Source organism: Mesorhizobium sp. CA13, assembly GCF_020165235.1.
Lineage (GTDB): Bacteria > Pseudomonadota > Alphaproteobacteria > Rhizobiales > Rhizobiaceae > Mesorhizobium.
The window spans coordinates 129,383-146,644 of the sequence record NZ_JAIUHS010000007.1 but is presented as its reverse complement, the minus strand read 5'-3'; the positions used below and the strand labels follow the sequence as shown (position 1 = coordinate 146,644).

Here is a 17,262-nt window from a genome sequence, read left to right as displayed (position 1 = left end):
TCGTGACCCCGTTCGGCGAGAGGCTGCGGGCGCTGAGGGCCGAGCGCGGCGTCACCCAGAAGGACATGGCCGCCGCCATCGGCGTCAGCGCCGCCTATCTGTCCGCGCTCGAGCATGGAAGGCGCGGCGCGCCGACCTGGACGTTGATCCAGAAGATCATCGGCTATTTCAACATCATCTGGGACGACGCCGAGGAGCTGGCGCGACTGGCCGAAGCCTCGCATCCGCGCGTCAGGCTCGACACGTCCGGCCTGAGCCCGGCCGCGACCGAGCTTGCCAACCTCCTGGCCGAGAACATCGAAAAGCTCGAGGAGGAGGAACTGCGCCGCATCACCGCCTCGATCCGGGCGGCGCTGGGGCGGCGACGGTAGGTCGGGGTTGCCCGGCTCACGCGGCGGCTGAGCTCCCGATCGCGAAACGGTGCCCGCCAGCAGCAGCCGGCGGGCAGCCGTGACGAGATCAGTTCTTGCCGGCCGTGCTGCCGCCATTGCCGCCGCGGCCGTGATCACCATGGCCGCGGCCACCATTGCCGCCGCCCAGGCAGTCCGATGCGCCGGCAGCGCCGCAACAGCGGCCGCTCCACAGGTCGTTAAGATTGGTGTTGGCGCAGCTTGGAATGGTCTGATCGGCCAGAGCGGATCCGGCCATGCCCGACACCGCGACAGCGGCAAGAAGGGTGTTGCGCAGGAAAGCAGTCATTTGAAGTCTCCATGGTTGGTTTCGGTTCACGGCTGTGTGTCGCCGGCCGGGCCGAAATGGTTCACGGAGGGTGTGGGAATTTTTTGGGGAGTGAGCGAGGCGCGTCACTGCAACGTCGGCGCCGCTCCTCATCCGCCTGCCGGCACCTCTCCCCGTATCGTGACGGGGAGAAGGGAGACAGCCGCGCCCGCAGCGTACTTCTTGCGACGTCGGCAATTGGCGAAGTCATCGATGACAGCGTCTTTCTCCTCGTCACGATACGGGGAGAAATGTCCTGCAGGGGAATGAGGGGCGGAGCCGACATCCGGCGGTTGGCCGCGCCGCCCGCCGCAGTCCTACTGCACGGACCCCACCAACACCTGCTGGCCGCCGCGGATCGAGACCCAGCGGCCGGTGTTGTCGATCGCCTGGCGCTTGAGGAAGCGGTAGCCGGTCTCATCCCAGGCCTTGACCTTGTCGGTCAGATTGTCGAGCACATAGTCGCCCTTGTCGGTGCGAACCGTCAGCACCGAGTGTCCTTCGCCGTCGGGTTTGCGCACCACGGTGATGAGAAGATCGGCAAGCGATATGCCCATGCGGGACAGCAGGCGCCGCTTTTCCAGCACGTAGTCCTCGCAGTCGCCGACGCCCTTGGCGGGATAGGCCCAGACCTCGTCCTTGCCGTAGATGTCCATGTCGCTCATCGGCTTGACGGCGGCATTCACCCTGGCGGTGACCTTGGCCAGCTTGCGCCACAACCTGTCCGTCATCGCCGCCGGCGCAAGATTGCCGGGACGGATCGCGCATTCGCGGGCATTGAGCCTGCAGAAATCATAATGGCCGATGGGTTGCGACGCGACGCCGCCGGTCGTCATCGCTCCAGCCGCCAGGGCCGGCGCCACCCAGCCTCCCATCATTGTCGCCAGTCCGGCTACTGCGCACGCACGAAGCGTTCGCGCCATTGGTGAGGAATTCATTGTCCCCGCTCGCCCTTGTTATTAATGAAAGGTTAAGGGCGATCTACAGTCCGTGTCAATTACCACGATTGGGTGATTTGCGACATGGTTACCCGCGAGACGCATGGCAGCGGCGCCCGTGCGACAGGCCTGCCCGGCCTGTCCGGCGCGATCGGGCCGGCAATGCCGGCTGCCTATCTTTTGGCGGTGCGGACCAGCTTCGGTTTCACGGCGACCCGGTTCTGGCGGCCATAGCTGGTGATGAAGTCGACGATGCGCGGCACGATCTCGGAGCGGAAGCGCGAGCCGTTGAAGACGCCGTAATGCCCGACCGCGGGCTGCATGTAGTGCGCCTTCCTGTCGGCGGGAATGTTGACGCACAGATCGTGCGCCGCCCGCGTCTGGCCGAGGCCGGAAATGTCGTCGTTCTCGCCCTCCACCGTGAATAGCGCGACATTGCGGATGGCCGAGGGATCGATCGGCGTGCCGCGATGCGTCATCTCGCCCTTGGGCAAGGCATGCCGGACAAACACCGTGTCGACCGTCTGCAGGTAGAACTCCGCCGTCAAGTCCATCACCGCCAGATACTCGTCGTAGAAGTCGCGGTGCTTCTCGGCGCTGTCGCCGTCATGCTTCACAAGGTGCATGAAGAAGTCCTTGTGGGCGATGATGTGGCGGTCGAGGTTCATGCTCATGAAGCCCGAAAGCTGCAGGAAGCCTGGATAGACTTCGCGGCCGAAGCCCGGCACCGGCCAGGGCGCGCGCATCACGACATTGTCGCGGAACCAGTCTATGCCCTTCTCCTCGGCCAGAAGGTTGACCGCGGTCGGGTTGCGGCGCGTGTCGATCGGCCCGCCCATCAGGGTCATCGTCGCGGGAACGAAGGGGTCGCCGCGCGTTTCCATCAGCGCCACGGCCGCCAGCACCGGCACGGAAGGCTGGCAAACAGCCATCACATGCGTGTCGGGGCCCAGCACATGCAACATGTCGACGACATAGTCGATATAGTCGTCGAGATCGAATTGGCCGTCGGCCGTCGGCACCATGCGGGCGTCGATCCAGTCGGTGATGTGCACGTCGGCATGGGGCAGCATGGCTTCGACCGTGCCGCGCAGCAGCGTCGCATAGTGGCCCGACATCGGCGCCACGATCAGAAGCTTCGGATCGCGCCGCCGCCCGGCGGGCACGGCGCGCTCGAAACGCACCAGGTTGCAGAACGGCCGCGACCAGACGGTCTTCTCCGTCACTGCCACGCTCTTCCAGTCGACCACCGTCTTGTCGAGGCCGAATTGCGGCTTGCCGTAGCGGCGCGTGGTGCGCTCGAACAACTCGGCGCCCGCCGCGATCGAGCGGCCCCAGGACGTGTGCGACAACGGATTGAGCGGGTTGGAATAGAACAGCCGCACCGCATCGGCATAGAGACGGGCCGGCTGCAGGGCGGCGTGGTTCATTTCATAGAGCTGGTAGAACATCCGTTTACCCCGCTGCGGCCTGCGACCGAAGGGGCGGCGAGCAGCGCCTGGCCCTAACTGTCTCGCGGGGAAGTTAACAACTAATTGCTGCGATGCAATACGTCACGTGGCGTGATCTATACGCATTCTTGGTCCAAAGCTTTGGAAATCAGCCTTGGACGGTACAAGCCGGCTCATTGTGCAGGTGCGAAGGCGGCACGACGGCCCGGCCGCCAGGCCGGGCAACGTGGTCAGACGCGCGCCATGCAGACCGCGGTGTGGCCGGAACCGATGAAGCCGAGCTGGCCGGCGGCACCCTTCGACAGGTCGAGCACGCGTCCCCTGATGAACGGGCCGCGATCGTTGATGCGCACCACGACGCTGCGGCCATTGTGCTGGTTGGTGACCCGCAGCTTGGTGCCGAAAGGCAGCGTGCGGTGGGCGGCGGTCAAGGCCGAAGGGTTCATCCGTTCACCCGACGCGGTCCTGGAGTGAAGGGCGTACCAGGAAGCGCGGCCGCATTGGCCGGCGGCGGAGGCGGCTGGAGTGGCGGAGGCGCCGACCATCAGGCCAGCAGCGATCGTCACCGCGGCAAGCGCGGTCCGGTTGTTGTTATTCATATCTGGGGGAAGGCTCCGTTTTTGACAGACCCCAGCCGTTACGGAGACAATAAGGCACGAAATGCGGCAATCATCTGGCAGTTCCGTGGCATCGGCACACGTTTAGAGTCGCCCGGTAACAGTCTGTCAGTGATTTTCCGCTGATCCGCGATCAAGTCACGATGATGTTCCAGTCGACAGCCATGTCTTGTTTGACAAGATCGAGCGGCAACATCCAAGTAGAAGATGCTGCCCTTGACCCGATTCCTTTGCCTCTTTCATCGCGACGGCGGCGATGCAACCGATCAACTTCGGAAGGAGAATCCGGCAACGAGACTGACCAAAAATTTGCTGGCGTTGATCGTGGTGGCCGTCGGCGCGCTGTGGTCGCTGCAAGGCATCGGCGTGATCGGCGGCAGCTTCATGACCGGCCAGTCGCAATGGCTCACCATCGGCATCGTCGTCATGCTGGTTGGTCTCACCGGGCTGGTGTGGGCGAACCCTTCGCGCGGTTGAGCCGCTCTCACTGCGACCAGTACTGCCAGGCCCAGTAGAAGCTCTCATCTCGCGGCGGCAGGTGGTCACGCCCGGCCGGGAGTTGGACGGGCGCCGGCGAGCGCGGACCGTCCTCCCTTGTCGTGTTGTCCTCCTCTATCGCCTTGTCATCGGATGTCAGGCCCAGCAGCCAGGTGCCGAAATGGGCGAACAGCATGGCGGTGGAATGGGTCATCGTCATCTCCGTTTCCGATCATTCGCGTCCCGCCCACGGCACAAGCGCGCGCTCGGTCCTGCGGATGGCGAATTCGAGCACGAAGGCGATGGCCGCGATCACCAAAATGCCCATGACCACCACGTCGGTGACCAGGAACTGCGCCGCCGACTGGATCATGAAGCCAAGCCCGCGCGTCGCCGCCACCAGTTCGGCGGCGACCAGCGTCGACCACCCGGCGCCGAGCGCGATGCGCAGTCCGGTCAGGATCGACGGCAGCGCGCTGGGCAGGATCACGTGGCGGACCACCTGGCGCCTCGTCGCGCCAAGCGAACGCGCGGCGTTGACGCGCTCCTGCGAGACGCCGCGGACGCCGGACGCGGTCGACAAGGCCACCGGCGCCAGCATGGCGATGGCTATCACCAGGACCTTCGATGGCTCGCCGATGCCGAACCAGATGATAACCAGCGGCAGATAGGCGAGCGGCGGGATCGGCCGCAGGAATTCCAGCAGCGGATCGAAAATGCCGCGCCCTATGGTGCTGATGCCGATGGCGAGGCCAACCGGCACACCGACGAGGAGCGCCGCGATGAGCGCCGCGAACACCCGCCCCAGGCTGGCGGCGATATGCTGGACGAGCGTTGCGTCGACAAAGCCGTCGCGGGCGACGACGACGAATTTGTTCCACACCGCTAAAGGCGAGGGCAGGAACACCGGCGACACCAGCTGCAGGCGGGCCGACAGCGTCCAAAGCGCCAGCACCAGAAGAATGGTGGCCGCGCTGACCATGCGCGCCGAAACGCCCTTGCGCTTCGGGATCGGGCGCGACCACGGCACCGACAGGCCGTCGGCCTCTTCGATCCTGGAACTGGAGCGTTCGGTGTAGGATGAAACGGTCATGCCGCCTCTCCCTCGAAGATGGCGTCGGTCAGTTCGCCGCGCGCCGCGGCGAAGCCAGGATCGGCCTTGATGGCGCGGATGGCCTCGCCCGATGCGTAGCGCCTGGAGAAGCCCGGCTCCAAGGTCCGCACCACCCGGCCCGGGCCGGGCGCCAGGACGACGATGCGGGTGGCGAGCACCAGCGCCTCGTCAGTGCCGTGCGTGACCATCAGCACGCCGACCTTGCTTGCCGTCCACAGGTCGAGCAGCGTCGTCTGCATACGCTCGCGCGTCAGCGCGTCGAGCGCGCCGAGCGGCTCGTCGAGCAGCAGGAATTGCGGCTCGGCAGCCAGCGCCCGGGCAAGGCCGACGCGCTGGCGCATGCCGCCGGACAGCTCCCAGATGCGCTTGTCGCCGGCATCGGTGAGCTTGACCAGGCCGAGCAATTCGTCGGCGCGGCGTGCCCGCTCGGATGGCCCGACACCGCGTAGCCTGAGCGCGAAGGCGACGTTCTCGCGCGCGGTCAGCCAAGGAAACAGCGCGTCGTTCTGGAACACCACCGCCCGGTCCGAACCGGGTGCTGCGATCGGCCGGCCGTTGATCGTGGCCGTGCCGCGTGCCGGCGTGACAAAGCCGGCGGCGACATTGAGCAGCGAGGTCTTGCCGCAGCCGGAACGGCCGACAAGGATGACGAAATCATTCTTGGCGATATCGATCGACACCCGCTCGACGGCCGGTGCGGGCTGACCGTCATAGTGGACCGAGATTCTGTCGAGCACGAGATGCGACATGAGCCCTCGCAGGGAGTTCGTTGAAGTCCACCTGCCCGAAGCCGCGCCTCGTCAGCGGCTCCGGGACAGACGACACGCGGCGTCAAGAAAGACGTGCGCGTCTCATCGGGCGCCACCTGCCTGTCATGGCATGGGGCGCTCCAACAGTCGGATCAGTTCGAGGCCAGCGCCTCGGTGACGTATTTCGATGTCACATATTTCGAATAGTCCGGCAGCACGGCGTCGACCTTGCCCTGCTCCTTGAGGAACGCGGATGCCGCCGCGATCGCCTTGACCGTGCCGCCGCCGAGGAACTTGTCGGAGGCCTGTTCTTCGAGTGTCGGGAAGACATAGCCCTTGAGCAGTTCAGGCACTTCCTCGACCTTGGCGCCGGTCAGCTTGGCGATCTCAGCCGCCTGCGGCGACGCTGCCGACCAGGCATCGGGCTCGGCCAGGTACTCGGCATAGGCTGCACCCGTCATCTTGACGAAGTCGCGCACCGCTTCCGGGTTCTTTTCGGCAAAGTCGGTGCGCACGATCCAGGCGTCGAAGGTCGGCGCGCCCCAGGCGGCGACCTCAGAGGAATCCAGCACCACCTTGCCTGATGTCTTGACCTGGCCGAGCGCCGGATCCCAGACATAGGCCGCATCGATGTCGCCGCGTGCGAAGGCGGCGGCGATTTCCGGCGGCCTGAGATTGAGGATTTCGACCGACTTCGGGTCGACACTCTCATGCTTGAGCGCGGCAAGCAGGCTGTAATGCGTGGTCGAGACGAAGGGCACGGCCACCTTCTTGCCGGCGAGGTCGGCGACCTTCTCGATGCCGGCGCCGTTGCGTGCGACCAGGGCTTCGGATGGCCCGATCAGGCCGACGACGAAGATCGTCTGGACCGGCAACTCGCGGCTCGCCGCCGCCGCCAACGGGCTCGAACCGACATAGCCGATGTCGACCGAGCCGGATGCGACCGCGGCGATGACATCGGCGCCGGAATCGAATTTCCGCCAGTCAATGGCGGCCTTGGTAGCCTTTTCATAGGCACCATCGGCCTGCGGCACCTTGGAGGGTTCGACCACCGTCTGGTAGCCGATGGTGATCTTGAGATCGTCGGCAAAAGCCGGGCCCAGGAAGGCGGCGCCGGCAAGCGCCGCCGACAGGAGAAGGATGCGTCGCGAAATGGTGGTGGACATCAAGGGCTCCATGAAACAGGGGAAAACCGGATTGCTTCATGATAGTCCGCTAATTCTATCATTATTGTAGAGTTAAATTCTTCCAGTTGCGGCGGATTTGTTGGAAAAAAATCGTCGGTGACGGGGTGCCCGGACGGATTTGGCGGCCGCAACCGCCTTCATCGCCTTCGATGCCAATTCGCCGCATGAACAGGATGGTGCTCGGCAAAACCGCCAGGCCTCGTCATCCTCGGATCTGCGCCGCGTCGCTACGGTCCTTGTCGGCCTTGACGAGATCCGGAAAATCCGACGACACTGGGGGCAAGCGCCGGCACACTCATCCGCGAACAACGGTTCGCATTTCTGGCATGATATCGAGAAAATCATGCCTCAAATGACCAGGAAATTAAAAACATGTTCCGCCTATTCGGATTTAAGTATAGTAAGCTTATGGACATAGAGACTTGGAGGCGGCGATGAGAGGTCATACCCATCCGTATCGCGGCGATCACCTGTGGCACCAGTCTCAGGCCGTCGCGCCACGTTTTGTGTCCCCGGAGTCACAAGGCGGGTCCAAAATGACCGCAGCGGCTTGAAAACCAAGCAAGATCAATCGCGATTGGCTTGTATATCATGTCACTAGAATTTATGTGTCATGGGTGCTTGAGCGCGGCGGGAGGCACGCCAGGCGTTTCGCAACGGATGGCCTCGAGCCATCGCATGACAGAGAAACGTTCGGATCATGCTCACCAAGAAAGGCAAGTACGGGCTCAAGGCGCTCGTCCACCTGGCGCGGATGCCGGCCGGGCAACTTGCCTTCGTCAACGACATCGCGACCGGCAACAACATCCCGAAGAAGTTTCTCGACGCCATTCTGGGCGAACTGCGCAATGCCGGTTTCGTGCAGAGCCGCAAAGGCAAGGATGGCGGCTATCGCCTGGCGCGGCCGGCGGAGGAAATCAGGGTCGGCCATGTCGTGCGCGTGCTCGACGGCCCGCTGGCGCCGATCCCTTGCGCCAGCCGCACCCAGTATCAGCGTTGCGAAGACTGTAACGAGGCGACATGCCAGGTCCGACATCTGATGCTGGAAGTCCGGCAGGCGATCGCCGAGGTGCTCGACCAGCGCAGCCTCGCCGAGATGCGCGACATCGGCCTCGACGACCTTGCGACCGACGATCTGCCGGTTGCGGTGAAGGCCTGACGCCGGCGCTTCGCACGGGGCCGGCATGAGCGGCCGCGGCAGCTCGATCATCATTGTCGGCGGCGGCGCCAGCGGCGTCGTGCTCGCCGCGCATCTGCTGAGACAGCCCAATCCCGACCTTCGCGTCACGCTGATAGAGAAGCGCCCGCATTTCGGCCAGGGCATCGCCTATTCCACATTGCTCTCCGCGCATGTGCTGAACGTCAGCGCCGCCGGCATGAGCGCCTATGCCGACGATCCCGGCAATTTCTGGCGTTGGCTGCTGGAACGCCACCTGGCAACGCCGGCGCAGGCGCCGGTCTACGCGCCGCGCAGCATCTATGCCCGCTACCTCGGCGAATTGCTGGACGATCTCGAGGCGCGCGAGAGGGAGACTGGACGCCTCCGGCTGATCCATGAGGAAAGCCTGTCGATCTCGCCCACGGCCTCGGGGGTCGAAGTGGCGCTCGCTAACGGCACCAGCGTCGTCGCCCATCTGGCGGTACTCGCCACCGGCCATGACGAGGTGCCGGCCATGGGGCAAGGCCATGCAGTTCGGATGGGATCGGAGGCCGACACCGCGCTCGATCCCGACCGGAGCGTCATGGTGCTGGGCACCGGCCTCAGCATGGTCGATGCATTCCTGGCGCTCGAACAGCGCGGCCACCGCGCGGAGATCGTCGCGGTGTCGCGGCGCGGTCTGCTGCCCTCGCCGCACCGCAAGGGCAATCCGATCAAGCTTGACGTCGCCGACATCCCGCTCGGTACCCAGCTTTCCTATTTCGTCGGCTGGTTCCGCGATCTGATCCGGGAAAACCAGAAGGCCGGCATCGACTGGCGCGACGTCGTCGACGGCCTGCGCCCGTTCAATCAGAAGATCTGGCAGAACTGGCCGGCCTCCGCCAAGCGCCGTTTCGTCGAGCACACCAAGGCCTGGTGGGATATCCACCGCCACCGCATGGCGCCCGAGGTCCATTCCCGCGTCACGCAAGCCGTGCAGTCCGGCCGTATCCGCCTCGTTGCCGGCCGTGTCGTCGACATCGCGGCTGGCCAGGAGTTCACGGTCCAGGTTCAGTCGCGCCACACCAAGCGGCTGGAGAGGTTCGAGGTCGCCCGCATCTATGATTGCTCCGGCATCGTCAGGGATATCTCGGCCTCGTCGAACAGCGTCGTGCGCTCGCTGGTCGACCGCTCCCTGGCGCGGCCGGATCCGCTGCGCATCGGCCTCGACGTGACAGCCAATTGCGAGATCATCGCCGGCGACGGCACGGTGTCCAGGAAGATCCTCGCCGTCGGCCCGCTGACCAGAGGCACCTTCTTCGAGATCGACGCCATTCCGGATATTCGCGTCCAGTGTGCCAGGCTGAGCAAGCAGCTGCTGGGCTGAGGCACGGCAACAGGCGTGTGACTATCGAGCCTGGCGCTCTACGGCGCCCCCCTCTGGCCTGCCGGCCATCTCCCCCACAAGGGGGGAGATCGGCAGTTTCGCCGACCGCACCATTCTTTCAACGTTGGAGATTGGCGAAAGCCGTGGTGACAGCCAATCTCCCCACCCGTGGGGAGATGGCCGGCAGGCCAGAGGGGGGCGCTGTCCCGCCAACGTCCGAGTCCTGCACCACAGCGAAAACGCCGAACGGGAATTTCATTCTCCATCTAGCCGGTCGATTGGCACGATCTATCTTCTTTCCCACTGCAAAGGGCTGGAAAAGAGGATACGCTGCCGCCCTGCACGAGGCGGCCGCTTGATCATGGAGCATCGATATGAGCAGGCACAAGATCGCGCCCTCGGATAGCGCCCCTTTGGAAAGCGTCGCTTCGGAAAACGCAATGTCGCGCCTGCGGCCACCTTACGGATCGGTGCTCGACCTGATCGGCCAGACCCCCGTGGTCGAGCTGACCCAATTCGACACCGGCAAATGCCGGCTGTTCATCAAGCTCGAAAGCCAGAATCCCGGCGGCTCGATCAAGGACCGTATCGCTTTGTCGATGATCGCCGCCGCCGAGAAAGGGGGCAGGCTGAAGCCAGGCGGCACGATCGTCGAGGCGACGGCCGGCAATACCGGCCTGGGCCTCGCCCAGGTCGGTATCCCCAAGGGCTACCGCATCATCCTGGTCGTGCCCGACAAGATGTCGCGCGAGAAGATCCAGCACCTGCGCGCGCTGGGTGCGGAAGTGCGCATGACGCGCTCCGATGTCGGAAAGGGCCACCCCGAATATTACCAGGACATGGCCGAAAAGATCGCGGCCGAGCTGCCCGGCGCCTTCTACGCCAACCAGTTCGCCAATCCGGCCAATCCTGAGGCGCATGAAACCACCACCGGTCCGGAAATCTTTTCGCAGCTCGACGGCGATGTCGACGCGGTGGTGGTCGGCGTCGGCTCAGGCGGCACGCTGACCGGCCTTGGCCGGTTCTTCGCCAAGGCATCGCCGAAGACGGAAATGGTGCTGGCCGATCCGGTCGGCTCGGTGCTGGCGCCGCTGATCAAGACCGGCAAGATGGTGGAGGCCGGCAGCTGGACGGTGGAAGGCATCGGCGAGGACTTCGTGCCGCCCAATGCCGATCTTTCCCTGGTCAAGAAGGCCTATTCCATATCGGATAAGCAGAGCATGCTGGCGGTGCGCGATCTCCTGTCCCGGGAAGGCATCCTGGCCGGCTCGTCGTCGGGGACGCTGCTGTCGGCCGCCTTGCGCTATTGCCGCGAACAGACTTCGCCCAAGCGCGTCGTCACCTTCGTCTGCGACAGCGGCAACAAATATCTGTCGAAAGTCTTCGACGATTTCTGGCTGGCCGAACAGGGGCTGGCCGAGCACGAGCAGCATGGCGACCTGCGCGACCTGGTGATGCGCACGCACCGCACCGGCGACACCGTCTATGTCGGTCCGGACGAGAGCCTGCTCAACGCCTATGGCCGCATGCGCCGCTCCGATGTCTCGCAGCTGCCGGTGCTCGACGACGGCAAGCTGATCGGCATCGTCGACGAAAGCGACATTCTGGCCAAGGTCGACGGCCCCTATGAGGGCCGCTGGGAGCGCTTCAACGCGCCGGTGCGCTCGGCGATGACCTCCAATCTGCATACTTTGCAGGCCAGCCAGACGCTGGACGCGTTGCTGCCGGTATTCGACCGCAACGAGGTCGCCATCATCTTCGACGGCGACGAGTTCGTCGGCCTGATAACCCGCATCGACCTGATCAACCATCTGAGGCGCCGCGCACGATGACCGCATCCGGAAAGAACCGCCTGGCCTTCTCCACGCGCACCATCCATGGCGGCCAGAGCCACGATCCCCTGACCGGAGCGGTGATGGTGCCGATCTACGCCACCTCGACCTATGGCCAGCAGTCGCCCGGCGTGCACAAGGGCTTTGAATACGCCCGCAGCCAGAATCCGACGCGCTTTGCCTTCGAGCGCGCGGTGGCCGATCTCGAAAGCGGCTCGGCTGCTTTCGCCTTCGCCTCCGGGCTGGCGGCGATCGCCACCGTGCTGGAGCTGCTCGATTCCGGCGCCCACATCGTCGCCACCGACGACATCTATGGCGGCTCCTTCCGCCTGATGGAGCGGGTGCGCAGGCGCTCCGCCAATCTGGAGATCTCCTTCGTCGACTTTACCGACCTTGCCGCCGTCGAGGCTGCGATCCGCCCGGAGACGAAAATGCTCTGGGTCGAGACGCCGACCAACCCGCTACTGCGCATCGTCGATCTCGAAGGCGTCGCAGCCCTCGCCAGGCGCAAGGGCATCCTCTCGGTTGCCGACAACACTTTCTGCAGCCCCTATCTGCAGCGGCCGCTGGAGCTCGGCATCGACATCGTGGTGCATTCGACGACGAAGTACCTCAACGGCCATTCCGACATGGTCGGCGGCGTGGCTGTTGTCGGCGACAACAAGGATTTGGCCGATCGCCTGAAATTCCTGCAGAACGCCATCGGCGCCATTTCGAGTCCGTTCGACAGTTTTCTCGCCCTGCGCGGCCTCAAGACATTGGCACTGAGGATGGAGCGCCATTCGTCGAACGGCCTCAAGATCGCTCAGTGGCTGGAAGCCCGCAAGGATGTGCGCCGGGTCATCTATCCCGGCCTCGCCAGCCATCCGCAGCATGCCGTTGCCGTCCAGCAGATGCATGCGTTCGGCGGCATGATATCAGCCGTGCTCGACCGCGACCTCGCCGGCACAAAACGCTTCCTCGAACGCACGCAACTGTTCACGCTGGCCGAAAGCCTGGGCGGCGTGGAGAGCCTGATCGAGCATCCGGCGCTGATGACGCATGGATCGATCCCGGCGCAGAAGCGCGAAGAGATCGGCATATCGGATTCGCTGGTGCGGCTGTCGGCGGGCATCGAGGATGGCGACGATCTGATCGCGGATCTGGGGCAGGCGCTGGGGGGCTGAGCGGCGGCACTCCCGCTGAGACGAGCCAGTCTCCGAAGCCGGCGCCAACTTCGCAGAAAGCCAGCCACAACCCCGTTGACCCCAAATCCCATCTGCCCGAGATGTAGCGCTATGGGCACGCGCGACACATCTCCCGATACGCCCCTCACCTTCGCGGTGCTGGTGTTCCCCGGTTTTCCGATGATGGCGTTCTCGTCCGTCATCGAGCCGCTGCGCGCCGCCAACATATTGGCGAAGCGGGAATGCTATCGCTGGATCATCGTCGGGGCTACCCAGGGTGCGGTCGAGGCCTCGAACGGCGTCGTCATCCAACCGGGCTTCTATGCCGAGGATGCGCCCAAGGTCGACCGCATCGTCGTCTGCTCGGGCGGCGATGCCGATCATCTCGTCGCCGAGGATGCGGCAAGCTGGATCCGCCGCAGCTTGCGCAATGGCGCCCATATCGGCGCGGTGGCGGATGCCGCCTTCTTCCTCGCCCGCGCCGGCCTGCTCGACGGCCATGCCTGCACCTTGCACTGGACCAGCCAGGCGGCCTTCACCGAGGCCTTTCCCAACGTCGAGCTGAGGCGCGACCTCTATGTCATCGACCGCAAGCGTTTCACCTCGGCCGGCGGCGTCGGCAGCCTCGACATGATGCTGGAGATCATTACCCGCGACTACGGCGCCGAACTTGCGGCCGGCGTCGCCGAATGGTTCGTGCACAGCCAGCTGCGCTCCAGCGTCGACCGCAAGCTGATGCCGCTGCGCCTGCGCACCGGCGTGCGGAACGAGCTGGTGCTGTCGGCCATCGCCATCATGGAGGATGCTGTGGAGGAGCGGCTCGGCATGGCGGAGCTGACCGCGAGGCTCGGCGTGTCTTCGGACAAGCTCGAACGCTCCTTCCGCTCCGAACTCGCCATCTCGCCCAATGGCTATTACCGGCGGCTCAGGCTGAAGCGCGCCGCCGATCTGCTCGCGCACTCCACGCTCGCGGTGCGCGACGTGGCGCTGGCCTGCGGCTTTGCCTCGATGTCGAGCTTCGCCCGGGCGTTCAGGGAGGAGCATGGGCATCCGCCGAAACTGGCGAGACGGCATTAGGTACTTTCGAAGGTTGGCGGGGCGCCTGGCACCTGCATCTCTCGTTATTGTTAGCGGCATCCCGCACAACACACGCGGTTTTCCGCACAATGCATCCGCCCCTCCTGCGCCATGGTCAAGCCTTGCAACCCACCCAAGGTCAGCCCCCATGAGCATCGTCGTATTCGACCCCGACAGCACTGAAGACGTCGACTTCAAGGACCGCATGCGCCACCCCGCGGCGGCCGATCCGGCGGGCGGCATGTGGCTGTCCGACACCGAGCCGTCCTTCATCGATGCCGACGCCCTGCGTAAAGGCCGGCTTGCCAAGCTGCGCGGCTGGATGCGTGAGGCCGGCTATGGCGGCGTGGTGCTGTTCGATCCCTACAACCAGCGCTACGCCACCGGCTCGCGCAACATGTTCGGCTATTTCCTGCGCAATTCGACCCGCTATTTCTTCATCCCGACAGAAGGGCCGATCGTTCTGTTCGAATACCCGCAGAGCTACCATGTCTCGATGGTGCTCGACACGATCGACGAGGCGCGTCCGTCCAAGCTCGTCTGGTCGTCGGTGTCGGGCCGCGACGACGAGACCGCCGGTCCCTTCGCCGACGAGATCGCCGAACTCCTGAAGCAGTATGGCGGCGGCTCGATGAAGCTCGGGCTCGACCGCTGCAGCCACTTGCAGGCGCTGGCCCTGGAAAAGCGCGGCTGCGAGGTCCGGGATTGCCAGGGCGAGATCCTGGCGGTGCGCGCGGTCAAGACGCCGGAGGAAGTGAAATGCCTGCAGGTGTCGATGGCCGGCGCGGAAGCCGCTGTCTATGCGGTGCGCGAGGCGATCAAGCCCGGCGTTTCCGAGAACGAGCTGTTCGCCATCATGTATGGCGAGGTCATCCGCCAGGGCGGCGAGTTCATCGAGACGCGGCTGTTGACGTCTGGCCAGCGCACCAACCCCTGGTTCAACGAGGCCAGCGGGCGAAAAATCCGGCCGGGCGAATTGCTGGCGCTCGATACCGACACGATCGGCTGCTATGGCTATTACTCGGATTTCTCGCGCACCTTCCGCTGCGGGCCCGGCAAGCCGACCCCCTATCAGAAATCGCTCTACCGCATGGCGCACGACCAGGTTCAGCACAACATCTCGATCGTGAAGCCCGGCATGGCTTTCCGCGAGATCGCCGAAAAGGCATGGAAGATCCCTGACCGCTTCGTCGACCAGCGCTACACCTCGGTCATGCACGGCGTCGGCATGCATGGCGAGACGCCTTTCATCGCGCACGCCATGGACTACGAAACCTATGGCCGCGACGGCCATATCGTGCCAGGCATGGTGGTGAGCGTGGAAAGCTATATTGGCGAGAAGGGCGGCCGCGAGGGCGTCAAGCTGGAGGACGAGATCCTGATCACCGAGACCGGCACCGAGCTCCTGTCGCGTTTTCCTTATGAGGATGAATTTCTGGAGAAGCAGGTTTGATGTTCGCTGCTTGCCTCGGCGACGTATCGCAGCTGAAGAACGAGCGCCTCATTCCTTGGCGCCCCCCTCTGTCCTGCCGGACATCTCCCCCTCTAGGGGGGAGATCGGCAGCTTCGCTTGCGGCGCTTTTTCCTGCAACGCGGGTTATGGGCGAAAGCATTCGCGGCCGCCAATCTCCCCCCTTGAGGGGGAGATGCCCGGCAGGGCAGAGGGGGGCGCTTACCCTCCGGCATATGGAAGGATCGTGGACCGCCGCGCCCTTCCATGACGAGGGCTCACGCCCATGAAAACCCCCCTCTCCATCAAGTGCGGCACGGTTGCCGCTGTCTTCATCGACCTGCAGGAGGAGCACCGGCAGGACCCGCGCTACCTCGTCGAGGGCTTTGAGGCGATTCTCGCCAACGTCCAGCGCCTGCAGGCGGCGGCGCGGCAGAACCATGTGCCGCTTTACCACTGGGCCTATATTGTCGATCTCGACAAGCAGGACCGGCCCTTCCATCCCGTCGGAGAGGACGGCAAGTCCGCTTTCTCCGACAAGAGCGATCCGCTGACCGAAATCTGCCATGAGGTGGCGCCGGCCCAGGGGGAGACGCTGCTGATCAAGGCCGAGGCCAGCGCCTTCCGGTCGGGGCCGGCTACCGACCAGCTGAAGGCGCGCGGCATCGAATGGCTGGTCATAGCAGGCGTGTGGACCGAGGCCTGCATCGACGCCACAGTGAAGGACGCCGTGGCGCGCGGCTTTCGCGTGCTTCTGGTCAAGGATGCCTGCGGCAGCGGCAGTGCCGCCATGCACCAGACCGCCATCCTCAACCTCGCCAACCGGCTCTATGGCGGCGCCGTCACCGACACAGACGGCGCCTGCCGGCTGCTGGCCGGCGAGAGCGCCACCGTCTGGCAGGTCGAGGGCTCGGTACCGCTGCGCTTCAGCTTTGAAAACGCGGCCAGGCTTTACAGCGAGCTTTAAGGCAATGCCTTCCGTGGGCAGCAGTGAAACGACCAGGCGCGGCAAATACGCGACGCTGCTCGACCCTGCGCTGTGGGCCTATATAGACGGCATCAACGCCTGGTATCCGCCCGAGACGATCGACCTGCCGATCGCCAAGCAGCGGGCGATCTATGACAGGATGTGCCGAGCGCTTCGCCAGCCCTATCCGCCCGGGGTGACGGCCAGCGACGACCTCATCGCCGCCCCCGGCCGCGGCATAGCGGTGCGGCGTTACCGGATGCCAGGCACCGCGCCGGCCACGGTGCTTTATTACCATGGCGGCGGCTTCATCCTCGGCGGGCTCGACAGCCATGACGACATCTGCGCCGAGATCTGCGCCGGCACCGGATTTGCTGTGTTCTCGGTAGACTATCGGCTGGCGCCCGAACATCTTCATCCCGCCGCCTTCGACGACGCTCTGGCCGCCTTCGAATGGGCGGCGGCCACGGCGAGCGGGCCACTGCTGCTGTGCGGCGAGAGCGCCGGTGGCAATCTGGCGGCGGCGGTCAGTCATGCGACGCGCGCTCACGCGAAGAGGCCAACCGGCCAGGTGCTGATCTATCCCGGCCTCGGCGGCGACGAGACTGCCCGCTCCTATATCGAGCATGCCGAGGCGCCGCTTCTGTCGACCGGCGACGTCGCCTTCTATCGCCATGTCCGCTCGGCCAAGAGACAGGCGCCGAACGATCCGACCTTCTCGCCGCTGCGCGACGCCGACTTCTCCGGCCTACCGCCCACCGTCGTCTTTACCGCCGAATGCGACCCGCTGTCGTCCGACGGCGAGGCCTATCGCGACCGCATCCTGGCCGTCGGCGGCAAAGCGAGCTGGCGTGAGGAAAAGCGCCTCGTGCACAGTTTCCTGCGCGCCCGCACCACGGTGCCGGCCGCCGCCGAGGCGTTCCGGCGCATAATCGCGGCGATCGCCGCACTTGGCGCGGGCGAATGGCCCCTCGAACGCTGAACCCCGCGACGCA

At 65.1% G+C, this 17,262-nt stretch carries 18 protein-coding genes; 10 read left to right on the top strand and 8 right to left on the bottom strand.

Annotated features, from left to right (window positions below):
• Nucleotides 1–2: 2 nt before the first annotated feature.
• A complete protein-coding gene (locus tag LB566_RS18045; RefSeq protein ID WP_224625366.1) occupies nucleotides 3–371 on the top strand; it encodes a helix-turn-helix domain-containing protein in 369 nt (122 codons plus the stop codon).
• An 88-nt stretch (nucleotides 372–459) separates the two neighbouring features.
• On the opposite strand, the gene LB566_RS18040 is transcribed toward LB566_RS18045, so the two are convergent.
• From LB566_RS18040 to LB566_RS18025, 4 genes are all read right to left on the bottom strand, one after another.
• A complete protein-coding gene (locus tag LB566_RS18040) occupies nucleotides 460–699 on the bottom strand; it encodes a hypothetical protein (RefSeq protein ID WP_140524470.1) in 240 nt (79 codons plus the stop codon).
• Nucleotides 700–1,034: 335 nt separating this feature from the next.
• Nucleotides 1,035–1,655 (bottom strand): transglutaminase-like cysteine peptidase, encoded by a 621-nt coding sequence (locus LB566_RS18035; protein WP_140550528.1) that lies wholly within the window; start codon nucleotides 1,653–1,655, stop codon nucleotides 1,035–1,037.
• A gap of 173 nt (nucleotides 1,656–1,828) precedes the next feature.
• Entirely contained in the window at nucleotides 1,829–3,106 is a 1,278-nt protein-coding gene (locus tag LB566_RS18030; RefSeq protein WP_224625365.1) for a polyhydroxyalkanoate depolymerase, read from the bottom strand.
• A 230-nt stretch (nucleotides 3,107–3,336) separates the two neighbouring features.
• The gene (locus tag LB566_RS18025; RefSeq protein WP_224625364.1) at nucleotides 3,337–3,705 is read right to left on the bottom strand and encodes a septal ring lytic transglycosylase RlpA family protein; all 369 of its coding nucleotides are present in this window, start codon (nucleotides 3,703–3,705) and stop codon (nucleotides 3,337–3,339) included.
• A gap of 234 nt (nucleotides 3,706–3,939) precedes the next feature.
• Here LB566_RS18025 and LB566_RS18020 point away from each other — a divergent pair, with 234 nt between their 5' ends.
• Nucleotides 3,940–4,200: a hypothetical protein gene (locus LB566_RS18020; RefSeq protein ID WP_411910489.1), complete on the top strand. Its 261-nt coding sequence runs from the start codon at nucleotides 3,940–3,942 to the stop codon at nucleotides 4,198–4,200.
• Nucleotides 4,201–4,207: 7 nt separating this feature from the next.
• Here the strand turns inward: LB566_RS18020 and LB566_RS18015 are convergent, their stop codons facing one another.
• The 4 genes from LB566_RS18015 to tauA form a co-directional block, all read right to left on the bottom strand.
• Nucleotides 4,208–4,414: a hypothetical protein gene (locus LB566_RS18015; RefSeq protein WP_224625363.1), complete on the bottom strand. Its 207-nt coding sequence runs from the start codon at nucleotides 4,412–4,414 to the stop codon at nucleotides 4,208–4,210.
• An 18-nt stretch (nucleotides 4,415–4,432) separates the two neighbouring features.
• A complete protein-coding gene (locus tag LB566_RS18010) occupies nucleotides 4,433–5,293 on the bottom strand; it encodes an ABC transporter permease subunit (RefSeq protein WP_224625362.1) in 861 nt (286 codons plus the stop codon).
• Complete coding sequence (locus tag LB566_RS18005) at nucleotides 5,290–6,063, bottom strand: taurine ABC transporter ATP-binding protein (protein WP_224625361.1); 774 nt, start codon at nucleotides 6,061–6,063, stop codon at nucleotides 5,290–5,292. The genes LB566_RS18010 and LB566_RS18005 overlap by 4 nt, the downstream gene beginning before the upstream one ends.
• A gap of 152 nt (nucleotides 6,064–6,215) precedes the next feature.
• Nucleotides 6,216–7,229 carry a taurine ABC transporter substrate-binding protein gene (gene tauA, locus LB566_RS18000; protein WP_224625360.1) on the bottom strand — a complete coding sequence of 338 codons (1,014 nt, stop codon included), beginning with the start codon at nucleotides 7,227–7,229 and terminating at the stop codon, nucleotides 6,216–6,218.
• A 721-nt stretch (nucleotides 7,230–7,950) separates the two neighbouring features.
• Here tauA and LB566_RS17995 point away from each other — a divergent pair.
• From LB566_RS17995 to LB566_RS17960, 8 genes are all read left to right on the top strand, one after another.
• Nucleotides 7,951–8,409, top strand: a complete 459-nt coding sequence (locus LB566_RS17995) for an RrF2 family transcriptional regulator (protein ID WP_140550521.1) — start codon at nucleotides 7,951–7,953, stop codon at nucleotides 8,407–8,409.
• 25 nt (nucleotides 8,410–8,434) lie between these two features.
• Nucleotides 8,435–9,775, top strand: a complete 1,341-nt coding sequence (locus tag LB566_RS17990) for an FAD/NAD(P)-binding protein (RefSeq protein ID WP_140550520.1) — start codon at nucleotides 8,435–8,437, stop codon at nucleotides 9,773–9,775.
• A gap of 374 nt (nucleotides 9,776–10,149) precedes the next feature.
• A complete protein-coding gene (locus LB566_RS17985; protein WP_224625359.1) occupies nucleotides 10,150–11,607 on the top strand; it encodes a pyridoxal-phosphate dependent enzyme in 1,458 nt (485 codons plus the stop codon).
• Nucleotides 11,604–12,773, top strand: a complete 1,170-nt coding sequence (locus LB566_RS17980) for a trans-sulfuration enzyme family protein (RefSeq protein ID WP_224625358.1) — start codon at nucleotides 11,604–11,606, stop codon at nucleotides 12,771–12,773. Before LB566_RS17985 ends, LB566_RS17980 begins: the two co-directional genes overlap by 4 nt.
• Before the next feature lie 111 nt (nucleotides 12,774–12,884).
• The gene (locus LB566_RS17975; RefSeq protein WP_140550516.1) at nucleotides 12,885–13,850 is read left to right on the top strand and encodes a GlxA family transcriptional regulator; all 966 of its coding nucleotides are present in this window, start codon (nucleotides 12,885–12,887) and stop codon (nucleotides 13,848–13,850) included.
• Between the two features lie 148 nt (nucleotides 13,851–13,998).
• Nucleotides 13,999–15,303, top strand: coding sequence for a M24 family metallopeptidase (locus LB566_RS17970; protein ID WP_224625357.1), 1,305 nt, complete (start codon nucleotides 13,999–14,001; stop codon nucleotides 15,301–15,303).
• Between the two features lie 283 nt (nucleotides 15,304–15,586).
• Nucleotides 15,587–16,267: an isochorismatase family protein gene (locus tag LB566_RS17965; RefSeq protein WP_140550514.1), complete on the top strand. Its 681-nt coding sequence runs from the start codon at nucleotides 15,587–15,589 to the stop codon at nucleotides 16,265–16,267.
• Nucleotides 16,268–16,280: 13 nt separating this feature from the next.
• Nucleotides 16,281–17,249: an alpha/beta hydrolase gene (locus tag LB566_RS17960; RefSeq protein ID WP_224625356.1), complete on the top strand. Its 969-nt coding sequence runs from the start codon at nucleotides 16,281–16,283 to the stop codon at nucleotides 17,247–17,249.
• Nucleotides 17,250–17,262: the final 13 nt, after the last annotated feature.

What these genes read in the sequence shown, in the direction of transcription:
- LB566_RS18040 (WP_140524470.1), bottom strand. Translation starts at nt 699, where the DNA reads ATGACTGCTTTCCTGCGCAACACCCTTCTTGCCGCTGTCGCGGTGTCG.
- LB566_RS18035 (WP_140550528.1), bottom strand. Translation starts at nt 1,655, where the DNA reads ATGAATTCCTCACCAATGGCGCGAACGCTTCGTGCGTGCGCAGTAGCC.
- LB566_RS18030 (WP_224625365.1), bottom strand. Translation starts at nt 3,106, where the DNA reads ATGTTCTACCAGCTCTATGAAATGAACCACGCCGCCCTGCAGCCGGCC.
- LB566_RS18025 (WP_224625364.1), bottom strand. Translation starts at nt 3,705, where the DNA reads ATGAATAACAACAACCGGACCGCGCTTGCCGCGGTGACGATCGCTGCT.
- LB566_RS18015 (WP_224625363.1), bottom strand. Translation starts at nt 4,414, where the DNA reads ATGACCCATTCCACCGCCATGCTGTTCGCCCATTTCGGCACCTGGCTG.
- LB566_RS18010 (WP_224625362.1), bottom strand. Translation starts at nt 5,293, where the DNA reads ATGACCGTTTCATCCTACACCGAACGCTCCAGTTCCAGGATCGAAGAG.
- LB566_RS18005 (WP_224625361.1), bottom strand. Translation starts at nt 6,063, where the DNA reads ATGTCGCATCTCGTGCTCGACAGAATCTCGGTCCACTATGACGGTCAG.
- tauA (WP_224625360.1), bottom strand. Translation starts at nt 7,229, where the DNA reads ATGTCCACCACCATTTCGCGACGCATCCTTCTCCTGTCGGCGGCGCTT.
- LB566_RS17995 (WP_140550521.1), top strand. Translation starts at nt 7,951, where the DNA reads ATGCTCACCAAGAAAGGCAAGTACGGGCTCAAGGCGCTCGTCCACCTG.
- LB566_RS17990 (WP_140550520.1), top strand. Translation starts at nt 8,435, where the DNA reads ATGAGCGGCCGCGGCAGCTCGATCATCATTGTCGGCGGCGGCGCCAGC.
- LB566_RS17985 (WP_224625359.1), top strand. Translation starts at nt 10,150, where the DNA reads ATGAGCAGGCACAAGATCGCGCCCTCGGATAGCGCCCCTTTGGAAAGC.
- LB566_RS17980 (WP_224625358.1), top strand. Translation starts at nt 11,604, where the DNA reads ATGACCGCATCCGGAAAGAACCGCCTGGCCTTCTCCACGCGCACCATC.
- LB566_RS17975 (WP_140550516.1), top strand. Translation starts at nt 12,885, where the DNA reads ATGGGCACGCGCGACACATCTCCCGATACGCCCCTCACCTTCGCGGTG.
- LB566_RS17970 (WP_224625357.1), top strand. Translation starts at nt 13,999, where the DNA reads ATGAGCATCGTCGTATTCGACCCCGACAGCACTGAAGACGTCGACTTC.
- LB566_RS17965 (WP_140550514.1), top strand. Translation starts at nt 15,587, where the DNA reads ATGAAAACCCCCCTCTCCATCAAGTGCGGCACGGTTGCCGCTGTCTTC.